The organism is Cyclobacterium lianum, assembly GCF_900143075.1.
GTDB classification, from domain to species: domain Bacteria; phylum Bacteroidota; class Bacteroidia; order Cytophagales; family Cyclobacteriaceae; genus Cyclobacterium; species Cyclobacterium lianum.
In genome coordinates, this window is sequence record NZ_FRCY01000014.1 from 123019 (window position 1) to 139232 (window position 16214).

16 protein-coding genes and 2 rRNA genes are annotated in these 16214 nt (G+C 45.5%); 11 read left to right on the plus strand and 7 right to left on the minus strand.

The genetic code is table 11. The features are described from left to right. Positions 1–16: 16 nt before the first annotated feature. Positions 17–2569: a phosphoenolpyruvate carboxylase gene (locus BUB19_RS18830; RefSeq protein WP_073096743.1), complete on the minus strand. Its 2553-nt coding sequence runs from the start codon at positions 2567–2569 to the stop codon at positions 17–19. A 244-nt stretch (positions 2570–2813) separates the two neighbouring features. Between BUB19_RS18830 and BUB19_RS18835 the strand changes: the two genes are divergently transcribed. The 10 genes from BUB19_RS18835 to BUB19_RS18880 all read left to right on the plus strand — a co-directional run bounded on the left by BUB19_RS18835 (position 2814) and on the right by BUB19_RS18880 (position 11285). After that, complete coding sequence (locus BUB19_RS18835; protein WP_073096746.1) at positions 2814–5120, plus strand: putative monovalent cation/H+ antiporter subunit A; 2307 nt, start codon at positions 2814–2816, stop codon at positions 5118–5120. Positions 5121–5257: 137 nt separating this feature from the next. After that, positions 5258–5668, plus strand: coding sequence for a Na+/H+ antiporter subunit B (locus BUB19_RS18840; protein ID WP_073096749.1), 411 nt, complete (start codon positions 5258–5260; stop codon positions 5666–5668). 1 nt (position 5669) lies between these two features. Then, positions 5670–6023, plus strand: coding sequence for a Na+/H+ antiporter subunit C (locus BUB19_RS18845; protein ID WP_073096752.1), 354 nt, complete (start codon positions 5670–5672; stop codon positions 6021–6023). Then, complete coding sequence (locus tag BUB19_RS18850; protein WP_073096755.1) at positions 6020–7528, plus strand: proton-conducting transporter transmembrane domain-containing protein; 1509 nt, start codon at positions 6020–6022, stop codon at positions 7526–7528. The genes BUB19_RS18845 and BUB19_RS18850 overlap by 4 nt, the downstream gene beginning before the upstream one ends. A gap of 12 nt (positions 7529–7540) precedes the next feature. Beyond that, positions 7541–8020, plus strand: coding sequence for a Na+/H+ antiporter subunit E (locus BUB19_RS18855; RefSeq protein WP_178371535.1), 480 nt, complete (start codon positions 7541–7543; stop codon positions 8018–8020). Next, positions 8017–8292, plus strand: coding sequence for a cation:proton antiporter (locus tag BUB19_RS18860; protein WP_073096757.1), 276 nt, complete (start codon positions 8017–8019; stop codon positions 8290–8292). Before BUB19_RS18855 ends, BUB19_RS18860 begins: the two co-directional genes overlap by 4 nt. Further along, entirely contained in the window at positions 8285–8665 is a 381-nt protein-coding gene (gene mnhG / locus BUB19_RS18865; protein ID WP_073096760.1) for a monovalent cation/H(+) antiporter subunit G, read from the plus strand. Before BUB19_RS18860 ends, mnhG begins: the two co-directional genes overlap by 8 nt. Continuing rightward, positions 8652–9800 carry a lactonase family protein gene (locus BUB19_RS18870; protein ID WP_073096762.1) on the plus strand — a complete coding sequence of 383 codons (1149 nt, stop codon included), beginning with the start codon at positions 8652–8654 and terminating at the stop codon, positions 9798–9800. The genes mnhG and BUB19_RS18870 overlap by 14 nt, the downstream gene beginning before the upstream one ends. 91 nt (positions 9801–9891) lie before the next feature. Further along, a complete protein-coding gene (asnA, locus tag BUB19_RS18875) occupies positions 9892–10929 on the plus strand; it encodes an aspartate--ammonia ligase (RefSeq protein ID WP_073096765.1) in 1038 nt (345 codons plus the stop codon). Positions 10930–11087: 158 nt separating this feature from the next. Then, entirely contained in the window at positions 11088–11285 is a 198-nt protein-coding gene (locus BUB19_RS18880; RefSeq protein ID WP_014020889.1) for a cold-shock protein, read from the plus strand. 255 nt (positions 11286–11540) lie between these two features. Here BUB19_RS18880 and BUB19_RS18885 read toward each other — a convergent pair whose 3' ends face one another. The 4 genes from BUB19_RS18885 to BUB19_RS18900 all read right to left on the minus strand — a co-directional run bounded on the left by BUB19_RS18885 (position 11541) and on the right by BUB19_RS18900 (position 14373). After that, positions 11541–12485 carry a DUF4097 family beta strand repeat-containing protein gene (locus BUB19_RS18885; protein WP_073096767.1) on the minus strand — a complete coding sequence of 315 codons (945 nt, stop codon included), beginning with the start codon at positions 12483–12485 and terminating at the stop codon, positions 11541–11543. Beyond that, the gene (locus BUB19_RS18890) at positions 12478–12858 is read right to left on the minus strand and encodes a TM2 domain-containing protein (RefSeq protein ID WP_073096769.1); all 381 of its coding nucleotides are present in this window, start codon (positions 12856–12858) and stop codon (positions 12478–12480) included. The genes BUB19_RS18885 and BUB19_RS18890 overlap by 8 nt, the downstream gene beginning before the upstream one ends. Further along, on the minus strand, positions 12843–13145 hold the full coding sequence (locus BUB19_RS18895) for a DUF2752 domain-containing protein (RefSeq protein WP_073096811.1): 303 nt from the start codon (positions 13143–13145) through the stop codon (positions 12843–12845). Before BUB19_RS18895 ends, BUB19_RS18890 begins: the two co-directional genes overlap by 16 nt. Positions 13146–13284: 139 nt before the next feature. Continuing rightward, entirely contained in the window at positions 13285–14373 is a 1089-nt protein-coding gene (locus tag BUB19_RS18900) for an oxygenase MpaB family protein (RefSeq protein WP_073096773.1), read from the minus strand. Between the two features lie 60 nt (positions 14374–14433). Here BUB19_RS18900 and BUB19_RS18905 point away from each other — a divergent pair, with 60 nt between their 5' ends. Beyond that, positions 14434–15357, plus strand: a complete 924-nt coding sequence (locus tag BUB19_RS18905) for a TolB-like translocation protein (protein WP_073096776.1) — start codon at positions 14434–14436, stop codon at positions 15355–15357. A 359-nt stretch (positions 15358–15716) separates the two neighbouring features. On the opposite strand, the gene rrf is transcribed toward BUB19_RS18905, so the two are convergent. Next, positions 15717–15828, minus strand: a 5S ribosomal RNA gene (gene rrf / locus BUB19_RS18910). A 79-nt stretch (positions 15829–15907) separates the two neighbouring features. Further along, positions 15908–16214: ribosomal RNA gene (locus tag BUB19_RS18915) — 23S ribosomal RNA — on the minus strand; the annotation flags it as partial.

Below are 16214 nucleotides of genomic sequence, written 5' to 3' on the forward strand. Positions count from 1 at the left end.
GTCTCATAAGCGAACATCAGGCAGCATTTCTTGCTGCGTTGATGATGCCAAACATAGTCCGCAGGATCAGTTTCTGCAAGTCTGCATCCTCTTTGCCCTTTTCCAGAATAGTCTGTATCGCATACTGCTGAATGGTGATTAGGGGCAATACAATTTTTTCGCGAATCCCGATCGAATCCCTGCTCAGGGGGCTATCTTCCATCAGGTTACTCATTCCGGCCACCTTGAGAATCTGTTCGTAAGCCCGCTGGTACTCTCCGTACATGAGTTCCCAAAACCCACCAAATTCAGCATGATCCTTTAAATAAGCTGTTGCCGGATAAAATGCCTTCGCCAGAGATTGCATGGAATTGCCCAGCAGCGAGCGGAAAAACAGTGAATCCTGGTACAACTGCTTCACATCTTTGAGCTTACCTCGTTTCTCCATCTCTTCGATGGCTTTACCAACACCAAAGAATCCGGGAATATTTTGTTTCATCTGTGCCCAGGCACCCACAAATGGAATTGCTCTGAGATCCCCGAATTTCATGCTTCCTCCCTTGCTTCTCTTCACCGGCCTGGAGCCGATATTGGTCATGCCAAAAAACTTCAAAGGTGTAACCTTTTCAAGATAAGGCACAAACTGCGGGTGGTTTTTCAGTCCCTTGTACTCCTGAAAACTGATCTCGGCCATTTCGTCTATCAGCGCCTTCTGTTTTTCCGTAAGGCTGTTTTCACTGGAAGGATACAAATGGCTTTCCATCCCCGCGCTGAGCAATTGCTCCAGGTTATAAGAGCAACTCACCGGTTTACCATAGTTTGCACTGATGGTTTGGCCCTGAATGGTGATCTGGATCTCTCGGTTTTCTACATTCGGTCCCAGAGAAGCATAGAAATTGTGGGTGTTCCCACCTCCCCTTGCCGGAGGCCCGCCCCTGCCATCGAAGAATATCACATCGATCTCTTCCTCTCTGGCGACTTTGGTAAGCTCTTCTTTGGCCCTCAGTATGGACCAGTTTGCGCGAATATAGCCTCCGTCTTTGGTTCCATCAGAAAAGCCCAGCATAATGGTTTGCTTATTACCTCTTTGGCGCAAATGATCGCGATACACCTTGTTGTGATACAGCGACCGCATTACTCCCGGCGCATTTGCCAGATCATCGATCGTTTCAAATAAAGGTACAATATCCAAAAACAGGTCTTTGTCTTGAGCCAGTATCAGCTTATTGAGCTGAAAAACCTCCAACACATGAAGGGCCGACTGGTTGTTGGAAATGATGTAGCGGTGGCAGCCCATGGGACCATTGCTTTTCTGAATATAGGATATAGAAGAGATGCTTTCAAGCATTTCTTTGTGAAACTCATCTTCCATCTCTCCTGAATCGGGCAAGCCCTTGGTGGATAACACCTTGGCAATCTTGCTCTCCTCATCGCCCCGGTGGTACTCTTCCAGGGCTTGCTCGCCCTCAGTCTTGGTAATGATGGCATCCCAAAGGCCATCATGCTTTCGACTGTCCTGCCGGACGTCCATGCTGGCAAAGTGAAAACCGAAAACCCTGACTTTGAGGATAAACTCATCCAATAGCTCAAGAGACAACCCCCCGTGATCTTCGATGATCCCTTTTCTTGCCTGGTAAAGAATTTCGAGCAATTCGTCTTTAGAGTGAAATACTTCACCCTGTCCCCCGAATAGGGTGTTGTATATTCCTTTTTCAGCTTTGATCAGGTGATTTTCCACATTGAAAAAAGTCAATCTCCTTCTGACCTTTCGGATGTCCCGGTAATAGCACTTTAAGATGCTGTTCTGGAGTTTGTCCGCTACTTTTTTGGTAATGTCATGCGTTACGTAGGGGTTGCCATCCCGGTCGCCCCCCGGCCAAAAACCTACTTTGAGCAAATTGGGATTTTCCCAATCGTGCAAGGGGATGTTTAGTTGATTGAGCATACGGATCATGATATCCGAAATGCTGGGGTAAAAAACATACTCTAAAAACCAGGTCAGGCTGACTGCTTCTTCGTAAGGAGAAGGTTTTTCTTTATTGATAAAGGGAGTTTTGCCTAACTGCCTTAACAACAGATCGATGTCTCCCAAATCATTTTTTCGGATCGCCTGCTCCAGGTCAGTGATAATGGCCAGCACATTTCCGGGATAAAATTGTGTAGGGTGGGCCGTGAGTGTAAGCCGGACAGAGAAATTTTGCAGTTTCTGGATCAGCTCTTCTCTTTTATGGTCCGTCTCGGCACGGGAGATCAGCGCCGTCATCGTACCCTTTCCCTTGATGTCATTGAATTTTTCGTAGGCCGCATCCTCGATAGAATCAAACAAAACCACCTGTCTTTCGATGTATTGCACCATCTTAAACAGCAGATCGTGTCTTTCCTTCGCAGGTTTTTCGGCCATCAGTTCCTCAAAAAACTGCTCGATGATCTCTTTGGGCGTTTTGTTTTTCTGAAAGCCACTTTGGCATGCTTCCGACAAAATGGGTAAGAGCGTACCGGTCCGGTATATCTGGTCGAAGGGCAGGTCTAAAAATAGACTGTTATAAATAGTAAAGCGCTTTGCTACTTCAGTTTCGTAGATGTTTGCCATGGTTGATGGGATTAATTTTAATCTTTCCAATTACTCAAAAATGCACATTTTTTTGCTTCCATGCATTAATTACTCCGGATATTTTAATCGCTTGAATAGGGCGCCCTGTTTATTTTCCTTACTATCAGTAACTTATTCTGTATACCCGCTTCACCACTTATGGAATCCGGAATAAGGATCCCTGACAATCGAATATTTTTTTGTATTTTGGGCCTTTGAAAACCAACATTCTAATCCACCGCTAATGTTAATAGCCGTAATTTCGGGATTCGTTTTTGCTTTGCTGGTACCATGGATAATGGCGCAGTCAAAATCAAAAACGACAATTTGGACGGCATTGTTGCCGCTTGCGATATTCACATTTTTTCTCTTACACCTTCCTGAAATCCAAAACGATGGATCAGTAAAGGTCAGCTATAGCTGGGTACCCAGCATAGGCATCAATCTCGACTTTTATCTGGACGGTTTGTCCATGTTGTTTGTATTGCTGATCAGTGGCATCGGCAGCCTGGTTTTCGTGTATACCTCAACCTACCTAAAGGGACATCCTTTTCTGGATAGATTTTATGCCTACCTTTCCATGTTCATGGCCTCCATGCTTGGCCTGGTATTGTCTGACAATATTTACACATTGTTTATCTTCTGGGAACTCACCAGTATCAGTTCCTTTTTTCTGATTGGTTTCAATAACGACAACCAGGCCTCCCGCAGGTCGGCACTTACTGCCCTATCCGTAACGGGTATTGGAGGCCTTTTTCTGCTGGCGGCCATGGTTGGTCTGGGCCATACCGCCCAGGTAAATCAGATCTCGGAAATGAGCTCGCTGAGTGAGATCATCCAGGCTGATAACTTGTACGGGTGGATAATAGTTTTCCTTTTTTTGGCTGCATTTACCAAATCGGCTCAGTTTCCCTTTCATTTTTGGTTGCCCGGCGCCATGAAGGCACCTACTCCGGTTTCTACTTACCTGCACTCGGCCACCATGGTCAAGGCGGGTATCTATTTGCTGGCCCGCTTCAGTCCGGTTTTGGGAGGCCATGAATGGTGGAACGGCACCCTGATCACTGTGGGAGCCATCACCATGGTATATGCTGCCATTCATGCCCTTTTCCGCCTGGATCTCAAAGGCATTCTGGCCTATTCTACCATCTCGGCTTTGGGCATTTTGGTTTTTCTAATCGGTTTGGGGACTTCCGCCGCATTTCTGGCCGCGGCGGTATTTATCCTGGTACATGCCCTGTACAAGGCCACCCTTTTCCTGGTAACCGGGATCATCGATCATGAGACCGGCACGAGGGATATCAGCCAGCTGGGAGGGCTAAACAAAGTGATGCTGCCGGTAGGTGTAGCTGCTTTGCTGGCGGCCATATCCAATGCAGGGATCCCGCCTTCCTTTGGGTTTGTAGGCAAAGACCTGATTTATGATGCCACGCTCGGGATGGGAGATCTGGCCTGGATCCTGACCACACTCGCTGTGATCACCAATATTGCCTTGCTATTTGCGGGTTTTCTGGCAGGTATCAAACCCTTTTTTGGCAAATTGCCAGAACGATTTGCAAAACTACATTTGCCCGGACCGGCCATGTATATCCCACCACTGATACTTGGTGTCCTCTGTATGTTCTTTGGCCTGCTACCCTTTTTGTTAGAAAGCAGCCTCATCCAGCCGGTTGTGAGTAGCTTTACAGAAACTCTGCCGGATATTCACCTGAAGTTATGGCATGGCTTCAATCTGATCCTGCTTCTGAGTGCTGTCACTATCGGCGCCGGAACAGCCCTTTACTTTATCATCAAACCTTCGGAAAAATTACTGGCCATGGTAAGCCGCTTCGAACGCATTTCTCCGGAATCCATCGCCATGCTGGCATCGGGGGGATTTACCCGGTTTAGTAGTGGCTGGACTAAATTTTTTCAAAATGGATACCTGCGATATTATCTGATCACCATATTGAGTTTCCTTTCTCTGCTGCTGGCCTATCGGCTCTTCACCGGTGTGACTTTGTATCTGGACACCAGTAGCATGACGGCAGTGACCTTTTACGAAGTGGTGGTATTGGTGATCATGGCAGTAGCTATCCTTTTTACGGTATTTTCCAAGTCAAGGCTTGTGGCGGTGGCCTCTATGGGGGTTGTCGGATACTCCTTTTGTCTCATCTTCCTTTTCTATTCTGCTCCGGACCTGGCGATGACCCAGTTTTCCATAGACACGCTTACTGTCATCCTTTTCGTACTGGTACTCTACAATTTGCCGAAATATTTAAAATTATCGGAAACACGGGACCGTATTCGTGATGGACTGCTCTCCCTGTTTTTCGGCGCACTTATCAGTCTGCTTACAATAGAGGTTATGAATGAATCTGTAGACAAGGAAACCAGTCAGTACTACGCCGAAAATGCCTATGTATTGGGAAAGGGAAAAAACGTGGTCAACGTAATCCTGGTAGACTTTAGGGGATTTGATACCATGGTGGAAATCACCGTGCTGGCCATCGCCGCCATTGGCGTATTTGGCCTTTTAAAATTACACTTGAGAAGTACAGAAAAAGAATAAGTCTTGAATATGAACCTGCTTTATCCGATATATAAGGAGATGATGTCCAAAAACCTGACTGATGAAAGGAAGCCGGATAGGGCTGTCGGATCGGGTACAGAAAGCAGGGTACACACAGCAAACGAAAACTCAGACCAATGAAAACATTAATATTTAAAACAGCTTCTGCTTACCTACTCCCTTTGCTGTTGCTGTTTTCCGTATTTATATTGCTAAGGGGCCATTACCTTCCCGGAGGCGGCTTTGTCGGGGGCTTGATGGCAGCCATCGCATTTGTAATCCATTCCTTTGCCAATGGCATAGAGCGGACCAAAAATATTGTGAAATTCCATCCCGGCTTCCTGATGCCGGTCGGCCTGCTTTTAGCGCTTCTTGCAGGGGCCCTGCCGCTACTGTTTGGTGAAACATTCATGACAGGTCTATGGATGAAGCAAGCTGTACCTGTGATAGGGTCGGTGGGTACCGCCTTATTTTTTGATACCGGGGTTTATCTGGTTGTCATCGGAGTGACGCTCACGATTATTTTTACCATATCGGAAGGTTTGTAATATGGAGATATTGCTCGTTATCATCATTGGACTTTTGTATGCAGCAGGCATTTATATGATGCTGAGAAGAAGCCTGGTCAAGCTAATTATCGGATTGATCCTGCTTGGCAACGGAGCCAATCTGCTTATTTTCTTACTGGGTAAAATTGTAAAAGGCAAACCACCCATCATTGAAGAAACCGAAAAAATGCTTGGGGAACTCTATGCTGACCCAGTACCCCAGGCGCTGATACTTACTGCGATTGTCATTAGTTTTGGCCTGCAGGCATTTGCGATTATTCTGATCAAAAGGGCCTATAAAGTGGTAAAAACAGACGATCTGGACGAAATGAATGCAACCGACGAAGACTTATGAATAATCCCTTTATTGTTTTACCGGTAATATTCCAGCTTTTTGTCGCGGTAATCCTGATGTTTTCCTGGAACAGCAAGAACCTTCAAAAGCTGATATCAGTCATTGGTTCGCTGATTGCTTTGTTGATCAGTCTGTTGCTCCTGATACAAGTACGGCAGGAAGGCATTCAATCCATGCAGGCAGGGGGCTGGATGGCTCCTTTCGGCATTACTTTCGTCGCAGATACTTTCAGTGCGCTATTGGTGTTGCTGACAGCAATATCCGGTCTGGCTGTAAGTGTATTTTCAGTAGGAAGTATCCGGAATGCAAGGGTGAAGTTTGGGTATTTCCCTATTCTCCACCTCCTGATCATGGGCCTCAGCGGCGCTTTCCTCACCGGTGATATTTTTAACCTGTATGTTTGGTTTGAAATCATCATCATTTCTTCCTTTGTTTTGCTTACAATCGGGGGGGAAAAAGCGCAGATTGAAGGAGCGATCAAGTATGTCACCATGAATCTGCTGGCCTCAGTTATCTTCCTTACCGCTATCGCCATCTTGTACGGATTGACTGGCAGCCTAAACATGGCTGACCTTTCCCTGCAGATAGCACAGGTTGAAAACCGGGGCCTGGTAAACGTGACCGCAATCCTGTTCCTGATTGGCTTTGGCATTAAATCAGCGGTTTTCCCACTGTATTTCTGGTTGCCGGCATCTTACCATACCCCCCCTCCTGCTATTTCAGCGATATTTGGAGGTTTACTTACCAAAGTAGGGGTTTATGCATTGTTGCGGGTATTCTCCCTGATATTTGTTCCGGATGATTTCCTGGCATCGGTCATTGCCATCCTGGCCATGCTGACCATGCTAACCGGAGGTGTCGGAGCGTTAATCCAGAACAATATCCGAAAGGTGTTTAGCTACCTGATCATTTGCCATATCGGCTTTATGTTGGCAGGATTGGGGATTTACAGTACCATTGCCATCGCGGGAGCGATATTTTACCTGGTACACGATATCATCGTGAAGACGAACCTGTTTATGGTCAGTGGATTGATATTTAAGTTTAAAGGCACCTACTCGATGCGACTGTTGGGCGGGTTTTACAAAGACAAGCCCCTGCTCAGCCTGTTGATGGCAGTGCCCTTGTTTTCGCTGGTGGGCATTCCGCCCTTGTCTGGATTTTGGGGAAAATTGATGCTGATAAAGGGTGCAATCGCTACTTCAAATATTTTGATCATTGCCTTTATTATATTGGGAAGTTTCCTTACCTTATTCATAATAGCCAGGATGTGGGCAGCTGTGTTTTGGAAAGATGGGGCCGCATTACCTAAAAAGAAACAAATCAAATATTTTGAAGAATTGAAACCCTTGAAACGGAAAGCAATGATCAGTTCTATCGCCTTCTTGTCATTGATTTCATTGGCTATTGGGTTCGGAGCAGAGTGGATCATGCAGATGGCCATCCACATAGCCGAAAACCTGATGGATCCGTCCGCTTACATTCAGGCCGTTTTGGGTATTTAAATCAAAGGAAAAATGATAAAAACCAGGTTTCTCAGCAATCTACTGCTCTCCTTCATCTGGCTGGCAGTGACCGGATCGTTTTCATTTGTGAATTTTGTCTTTGGATTTGTATTGAGTTTCTTTCTCATGTGGCTCATTTCGAAAGACCGCAGGGAAAACAAATACTTTTACCGGGGACCAAAACTGATTGCTTTTGTGTTTTTTTTCCTGTACGAACTGATCAAAGCCAATCTTCAGGTGGCCTATGACGTGATTACCCCCAGTTTCTACATGAAACCCGGCATCATCAAAATACCGCTCACGGCAAAATCAGATTTGGAGATTACCCTGCTCGGCAATCTGATTTCTCTCACCCCGGGTACGCTGAGCCTGGATGTATCAGATGACCGGAAAGTGTTGTATGTGCATGCCATGTATGTTCATGACAGGGACGAATTTATTGCGGATATTAAAAACGGCTTCGAACGCAAGTTATTAGAGATATTGAGATGAGTATATACGATTATTTATATTATATCATATTACCTGTATTGGCGGTATCTACCTTATTGATATTTATCCGCTTTATTATCGGCCCCAGCCTATCGGACCGGGTGGTGTCGCTTGATCTGTTACTGACCACAGGGATAGGCATCATTACCATCTACAGCATTCATACCAACCAACCGGCATTTCTGGACATCGCCATGATCATGGCCCTGATCGCTTTCCTGGGCACCGTGGCTTTTTCCTATTACCTTGAAAAAAGAGAAAAAAATGAATGAATACGTAATCATCGGGCTCAGTTCACTTGGCGCCCTTTTTATATTGCTGGCAGCCGTGGGTGTGGTACGGATGCCGGACCTGTACCTAAGAATTTCAGTGACTACCAAGGCTGCTACCCTGGGCATCGGTTTGCTGCTGATTGCTGCCGGCGTTTACTTCAACGAATTTGGCATCTATTCCCGTGTGATGGCCATCATTTTGTTCATGCTGCTTACTGCCCCTGTGGGTGCCCATATGATTGGCAGGGCATCGTATTTTACCGGGGTAAAATTATGGCGGGGATCAAAACTGGATGATCTTAAAGGCAAGTACCATCCCAAAAGCCATGAACTTGCAAGTGAACACGAGACAAAAGAAAATGAAAATCAATAACCTGATTCCGGCTATAGTGATGGTCGCTGCCTGTGGACAGTCGACAGATCATAGCGCCGAAAAAAGCCTGGATGAGATGTCCCAAACCTATTCCTTTTTACTGGGTACCTATACTTCCACCCCCGAACAGGGTATCCACCTGCTAGAATTCAAACCTGAAAATGGCGGTTTCAATTTGATTGCTACTGCCTCGGAGCCGGATAACCCTTCATTTGTTGTAAGCAATAAAGATCAAAATCTGGTTTTTTCTGTTGAAGAAACAGGAGGAGACGGAGGAGGAAAGGTGAGTTCCTTTGCTCTAACAGACGAAGGGCTGACCTATATCAATTCTGTATCTGCGGAAGGAGATGCGCCATGCTACCTCAGTATGGACCCCTCTGAGAGATATATTGTTGCGGCCAACTACTCGTCCGGTAACTTTTCCCTGATCCCCATTGGAAATGATGGACGCTTGCATGCCGCTGTGCAGGTAGTCAGCCACCAGGGAAGCAGTGTCCACCCAAACCGGCAGAAGCAGCCCCATGCCCATGCAGCCCTATTTCATCCGGAGGATAGCCGCCTGCTGGTGGCTGATCTGGGAACAGACGAGGTAGTGGTATATGATTTTAACCCGGATGAAGAGAAACCCCTGAATACAGAAGCTTCTTTCAGGCTGAAGGTAAAACCAGGGGCTGGTCCCAGACACATGGTATTTGATGAAGCGGGAGAAATTTTGTATCTCATCCATGAGATCACCGCAGAAATCGGCGTTTATCGCTACGAGGATGGCGTTTTGGAGCATCTGAAAACCTATAGCCTGCTGAGCGAGGGGTTTTCAGGATCTGTAGGAGCGGCTGAAATTCGCCTAAGCCCGGATCAAAAATTCCTCTATGCATCCAATCGGGGAGAAGCAAACGAAATCATCGTTTTTCAGATTGATGCTCAGGGAAAGCTGAAGCATACGCAGACGATTGAATCGGGGGGGCTGGCGCCCCGGAATTTTAACATTACCCCCGACGGAAAATATCTGATTACAGGGAATCAAAACTCAAATAACCTGTTGGTTTTTAGTAGAAATCCAAAAACCGGCACCTTAAGCCCGACGGAGTACCGCTTTGAGATGCATAAACCCGTTTATATAAACTTTTTGCCATAAAATCCTGAATCGGAGACTACAGTCTCCGTATTCAATTCTTTTATTTTATATTGCGCCAATTTTCAAATTTGTCATAAGAAAAAACAACAAAATGGCAGCACCCAGTGAGCTGAAATACAAGAGCATATTGACCAGAAGAGAAACTGAACGGGCCATCGACTTGATCAAAACCCGTTTCCCGGTGATGATGGCAGAGAGACTCAACCTGTTTAAAATATCTTGTCCCCTGGCCATTATGGATGGAACAGGCATCAATGATGATCTCAATGGCATAGAAAGACCGGTGCGCTTTCCCATTAAAAACCAATCCGACGCCTCTGCTGTAGTCGTGCAGTCGCTTGCCAAATGGAAACGGTGGCAGCTGGCAGAGCTGGAAGCCAAGGAAGGTGAAGGTATTCTGACGGATATGCGGGCACTGCGGCCAGACGAAGACTATTCTCCGTTACACTCTCTTTATGTAGATCAATGGGACTGGGAACAGAAGATTTCTACCACCGAAAGAAACCTGGATTATTTGAAAGCTGTCGTGGAAAATATCTACGGTATTTTTCAGGAATTAGAAAAATCCATTAACGCTGCTTTCCCGGACCTGCAGCCATTTTTGCCAGACAGGATTACCTTCATACAAGCAGAAGAACTGCTGCAGCAATATCCCGGTTTATCGCCGAAAGAACGGGAATATGAGGCCTGCAAAGCCTATGGAGCCGTATTTCTGATCGGTATCGGAGATCTGCTGAGCAATGGAGAAAAGCACGACGGCAGGGCTCCTGATTACGATGACTGGAGCAGTTACAACTCAGAGGGACACAAAGGATTAAATGGTGATATACTGGTCTGGAATCCCGTACTGCAAAACTCATTTGAATTGTCCTCCATGGGTATCCGTGTGGATGCGCCTACCCTGGAAAGACAATTGAAAATGTCAGGTGAAGAAAAAAGAAAAAACCTGTTTTTTCATCAAAAATTATTAAACGGAGAACTGCCGCAAAGCATAGGTGGAGGCATCGGGCAGTCCAGAACCTGCATGTTTCTATTACGAAAAAAGCATATCGGAGAAGTCCAATCAGGAATTTGGCCGGAAGATGAGGTAAAAAAATGCCTGGAGGAAGGAATTGATTTAATGAAATAAAAACAAGTAAAAAGAATATTTATTGTCGAAGTTCCTTTTTTATTCAAAATTGCTTTTTAAGAAATCGTTAAATCATAAAAAATAATTTTAATAACAGTTTTATTTGCAAAAAGTTTCCTTACCTTTACTGCCATTAATACAATCAATTAATTTCAATTATGAACACAGGAAAAGTAAAATTTTTTAATGAGTCCAAAGGATTCGGTTTTATCATTGATGACGAGTCATCAAAAGAGTATTTTGTGCATGTCTCTGGACTTATCGACGAAATCAGAGAAGACGATGATGTATCCTTCGATCTTAAAGAAGGAAGAAAAGGTCTGAATGCAGTGAATGTGAAGGTAGTTAACGCATAACATAACATTGACATCAGTAATGGAAAGCAACCCCAAAAGGGTTGCTTTTTTGTTTTTTCGGCTACCCTATGGCTAAGTTCGGACTGGCTCAAGGTACAGCTTTGCTGATAAGCTAACGTCGGACTATTAGGATCAATCCCTATACTTCCTACTGCTGAGCCCAAACATCATTTTCATTGCCCGCCGCCGGGGACAGGCATTTTTTAAGCAATAAGAGGGCTCTCTATTGCGGGCTGCACTACCCCTGAAACCCTATTAGCTCCCCTGAATATCCATCCGACCGGACTGCAATTTACCTGTAATGGTAAACTCCGCTCCGTTGCGGATTTTCATATCCTCACTGCTGGATCTTTCACCTATACTCAACCTGCCACTACCTACCTGAAAATCATAATTGAAAGAATTGAGGTCTGTATCTGTAGTTATTTTCATGTATCCGGAAGAAGCGGACAACCGGGTTTCCTTGCCGAAGCCGCAGTTTTCAGCAGACAGCATACCTGATGACAGGGAAATTTCTCCAAGTCGCTGAACCCTGCTGAGATCTGCTTTTCCGGAACTCATCTCACCGGAAACCAGACCATTGACATCCGAAATGGTCACCATGCCACTGGAACCAGAAAAATCGACGTTCCCCTCCATTCCCTTGAGCGACCCCATCCCCGAGGACAGGGCCAGCTTCAATGCTCCACGGATATTTTCCAGCTCGGCCTTGCCCGATGAAAGCTTGACTTCAAGATTGGGAGAATCCAGGTTGCTGGCTACAATTTTACCAGAACTGCCCCGGAGATGGATAAAATCGTTTTTCACGTGGCTGACTTCCAGCGTCCCGGAGGAGTTCTGCATGTCCAGCGCCATTTCCGAGGGGCCGTCCAAGCTGATAAAACCCTTAACCCTATCTCCAAAAAAGAAGGAAAAATCCAGATCAGGATCGAACTCAACAATCAACTCATCACCGGACCTCTGAAATACCACTCCTTGCATTTCAGGATCGGTCGAGGTAATGTAGGCACTCAGATACACTTTGTCTGTATCATCTCCACCGGTATAACTCACCTCCAGTGCTCCGCCCCGGACAGAAATTTTTCTGATGCCATCAAAAGATGTCTCCAGATCCGAAATGGTTTCCATAGGCAACGGATTGCAGCCGGCCAGAAAGAGGATAAACACCGAAACCATAGCGGGCAAACGGGAATTATTCATTTTTATCCTCCTTTTTTAAACTACTATTTACAGACATTAGCGAAAGTGTCTCATGGGCCACTTTAATATTGAATTCGTATGCCAGACTTTTGTAATTCACAAGGTCTACGATGGTACCTATGAAACACAAACCTACGGTCAACAGGTACAAGATACCCAATCCAATCTGCCCCAGAATAAAACGATGCAATCCGGCAAAACCGAAAAACCCGATCAGGGTTAAAATGAGGATCATCTGGCTGTCCTTTCTCCTGGCGCGGTATACCTGGGAAAAAAGCTCGGCCTGCTCTTCATTCATATCCTTAAGTATTCCCTGAATGTATCCCAATTCCATTCCTTCCAATTCAGGTAAGTGTTTCAATACATTTGCCATAACTTTTTTTGTTTTTTAATAAAGTGTATCAACGTGACTATTCTCCAAACAATGACCAACAGGGCAAAGCTTCCCAAAGGGTGCAATTCCCAGGACAATTGAAACTGCCCCATCATCAGATGGTGCATGGACCTGCCCAGACCACAACCGGGGCACCAGGGTAATCCAAGCATATCGAGAGGACAAAGACTAAAATGGTGTTCACCGGAGCTTCCAAAAAAATATATTCCCAGAAGCGCTAAAACCCAGATGATCCCTTCTACCAGTCCTGTTGGTTTCTTTGGCATAGGAATAAACATACGAAATGAATGCCACTTATAAAAAAGCTGAGTAGCGACCAATCAGGGGATCTTTCAGAATCTAGCTGTACGATTTTACTACAATTTATGTTCATTTATGAACAATGTGACAACAAAAAAATTGCCCTTAAGCACTATTACCATGTGGAAGAGATAAATCGATGGCCACATCAAACCCCAGTGAATGCCGGGTGTTTTTTAAAAAATTCCGGTAAATCAGGCCAAAATTGCTACCTCGCGGATGCTGTCCAAAGAGATTTAATTTCATTACATTTCTTAGCAGCCAATCCGGCACTTTACCGGAAGCATTCAATTTCAGCGCCACACTTACTTCTTTCCCCATATAGTATTGTAGGAGATCCTCCAGAAAGGGCAACACCTCCGGATGCACCAGGTTTTGCCGATAAAAACCCATGAGGGATTGGAGCAGTGTTGTACCCGCCTCGGAGGGCCTCAAATGCCTTTTTCTGATCTTTCTTTCCAATTCAAAGGCCTCCTTGTTGGTTTCCGGCCAAAACTGCAGCTCTACCCCCAGGTAATAACCGATCAATCCCCAATAGGCCAGAAGTTTTTCGCGTTCAGATGAAGAGAGAAATTGGTTTGATTTTTTTATTCCCCTGCTGATCAGCAGACTGAAAGATAGGTTGGTGGCGAGCAAGTCTTCCTGATTGATCGGTTGACCCCATTCAGGATCCCAGTCGCGAGCATATTTACGGATAAAATACCTGGACATCGCATGAATCAGCCTCACTTTGGCAAGCACCAGTAAAATCCTTTGGTCGGTCATAAAGGCCCCGGGACGGTAGCATTCCAGGACAAAAAGGGCAGTTTCGGCCAATCGCTTACCTGGATTCTTCACCAGCTTTTCAGATCTCACCAAGACCTCCGCACCATCTCCGAATGCATAGGTATAGGGCAATGAGTAAAAACCAAGTAAAGATAAAACCAATCCGGAATGAGATGCAAAAAAAGCCTGGATGTCCCGGATAAAGGATTGATCCCTGGTTGCAGGCTTCTTGCGAAAAAACCGAAAATACCTGATCAAAGCTGGTGGAAATGTTTCCGGGAGCTCTTCCGGTAGGCTTTCCCAGGAGTTGATAGCAAGTACCAACGATTTATCTGTAATGAGTTCCTGAACCGCCTTGTCCGCAAGCTCGTCTGTACGGCCTCTCAACAGGTTTAAGTGCCTGTCTGTATATAAATCTAATTTTCCCACTGAAAATATAACAGCTATTTTGTAAATTGGTTTTGAATTAAATTTAAACCAGCTTTTTTTATGTCTTTACATAGCTTCAAAAAACAGCCTTTCGCTTACATTACGATCATAATACTCATTCAGCTAATCGGAATTATAAGCTACGCCCATGCGCAGGATCCTGCAGATATTTATCTGGTAGACACCAAAAATAATATTCTGGGATTTAAAATTTTTCCTAAAACAGCGACGAGAATCACCAAGGGTGAATTGTACAATAACCAGCCTAAATTCATCAACGATTTACAACTTGTATTTTCTGCCGAAGATCCCTCAGGTAACTTTGACGTTATCATGTATAACTGGGAGAGCGGAAAATTCTCCAATATGACCAGGACACAAAATAAGCATGAATTTTCCCCCGATTTAACCAATTGTGGGCAATACATATCGGCCATTACCGTAGAAGAAGACAGTAGCCAGAGGCTTTGGTTGTATCCAATCAACCTGGGAGAGCCGGAGCTACTTTATGATGACATCCAACCTGTAGGATATTATGGATGGCATGAAGACATAGCAGCCCTGTCTGTCATCGACGAACCCAGCAGGCTGGTATATCCCTATAGCAGGGAAGATGTACATGAAGTCGCCCTCAATCCAGGTCGATCTATCCAACAGAGACCAAATACCACGGAAATTGTGTTTCTGGACAAAAACAGCAATATCGTAGCAGATGGCAGAACGACCTATGAACTCAAATCTTTCGATACGGAGACCAGGGAAACATCAAGTTTGGGCCTGGCTTTGGGGGGATCAGAGGATTTTTGCTGGGTAGATAAAAACAAATTACTGATGGCGAGAGGCAAGGAATTGTACCTGCGACAAGTAAATAAAAGTATACAGTGGGAGAAAATTGCCACCTTTGACATACCCGGCGATATCAGCCGGATCTCTATCAGCCCGGATCACAAAAAACTGGCCCTTACCGTTGCCAGCCTGAATTGAGCCGATTTAATGTGCCGGTGCAGATCGGGATGGAAAAATGTAGTTGCTAAATTTTTGACAGACAGATTTACACCACATCCCTATCCCTATGCTATCTGTGCAACCTGCGTATTTTGTAGCTAGCCCGGTGATTTAACCAATGCATTTCTCCGGTTCCACCGAAACTTTATGTTTCCTTTTATCACTTATATGGTTCAAAAAATAAGGGAACCATATAAGGAATAGAAGAAGATAAAAGGGGTTTGTTTTGGATTTTCTCTGTGCGAATCTGCGTAATCTGTGGTGAATACTTCTTCTGCTCCGGGGTAATAGGGCATAAAAAAAGCCCTTCTGGTGTTTACCAAAGGGCTTTTGAATAAATGAGGCGGCGACCTACTCTCCCGGGTGTAACCCCAGTACCATCGGCGCTGCAGGGCTTAACTTCTCTGTTCGGGATGGGAAGAGGTGGGTCCCCTGCGCCGGGCCGCCTATGTCTTTACGGGTGCCTTAGTGGCTACCGTGATGCTTTTGTTTTATGACAGTGTCTTGCGGAAAATGCAATGCCGATCAGCTATTCAAGTTTTCGGGCTATTAGTACTGCTCAGCTTTGCCATCTCTGGCTTTACACCTGCAGCCTATCAACGTCATCGTCTCTGACGGCCCTGTTTGGAAGTCTCATCTTGGGGCGAGTTTCGCACTTAGATGCTTTCAGCGCTTATCTCTTCCCGACTTAGCTACCCGGCGGTGCAGTTGGCACCACAACCGGTACACCAGCGGTCGGTCCATCCCGGTCCTCTCGTACTAAGGACAGCCCCCCGCAGACTTCCCACGCCCGCAACAGATAGGGACCGAACTGTCTCACGACGTTCTGAACCCAG

Bases quoted from the DNA above. Each gene is read 5' to 3' on its own strand.
- BUB19_RS18830 (WP_073096743.1), bottom strand. From the start codon at position 2,569: ATGGCAAACATCTACGAAACTGAAGTAGCAAAGCGCTTTACTATTTAT.
- BUB19_RS18835 (WP_073096746.1), top strand. From the start codon at position 2,814: ATGTTAATAGCCGTAATTTCGGGATTCGTTTTTGCTTTGCTGGTACCA.
- BUB19_RS18840 (WP_073096749.1), top strand. From the start codon at position 5,258: ATGAAAACATTAATATTTAAAACAGCTTCTGCTTACCTACTCCCTTTG.
- BUB19_RS18845 (WP_073096752.1), top strand. From the start codon at position 5,670: ATGGAGATATTGCTCGTTATCATCATTGGACTTTTGTATGCAGCAGGC.
- BUB19_RS18850 (WP_073096755.1), top strand. From the start codon at position 6,020: ATGAATAATCCCTTTATTGTTTTACCGGTAATATTCCAGCTTTTTGTC.
- BUB19_RS18855 (WP_178371535.1), top strand. From the start codon at position 7,541: ATGATAAAAACCAGGTTTCTCAGCAATCTACTGCTCTCCTTCATCTGG.
- BUB19_RS18860 (WP_073096757.1), top strand. From the start codon at position 8,017: ATGAGTATATACGATTATTTATATTATATCATATTACCTGTATTGGCG.
- mnhG (WP_073096760.1), top strand. From the start codon at position 8,285: ATGAATGAATACGTAATCATCGGGCTCAGTTCACTTGGCGCCCTTTTT.
- BUB19_RS18870 (WP_073096762.1), top strand. From the start codon at position 8,652: ATGAAAATCAATAACCTGATTCCGGCTATAGTGATGGTCGCTGCCTGT.
- asnA (WP_073096765.1), top strand. From the start codon at position 9,892: ATGGCAGCACCCAGTGAGCTGAAATACAAGAGCATATTGACCAGAAGA.
- BUB19_RS18880 (WP_014020889.1), top strand. From the start codon at position 11,088: ATGAACACAGGAAAAGTAAAATTTTTTAATGAGTCCAAAGGATTCGGT.
- BUB19_RS18885 (WP_073096767.1), bottom strand. From the start codon at position 12,485: ATGAATAATTCCCGTTTGCCCGCTATGGTTTCGGTGTTTATCCTCTTT.
- BUB19_RS18890 (WP_073096769.1), bottom strand. From the start codon at position 12,858: ATGGCAAATGTATTGAAACACTTACCTGAATTGGAAGGAATGGAATTG.
- BUB19_RS18895 (WP_073096811.1), bottom strand. From the start codon at position 13,145: ATGCCAAAGAAACCAACAGGACTGGTAGAAGGGATCATCTGGGTTTTA.
- BUB19_RS18905 (WP_073096776.1), top strand. From the start codon at position 14,434: ATGTCTTTACATAGCTTCAAAAAACAGCCTTTCGCTTACATTACGATC.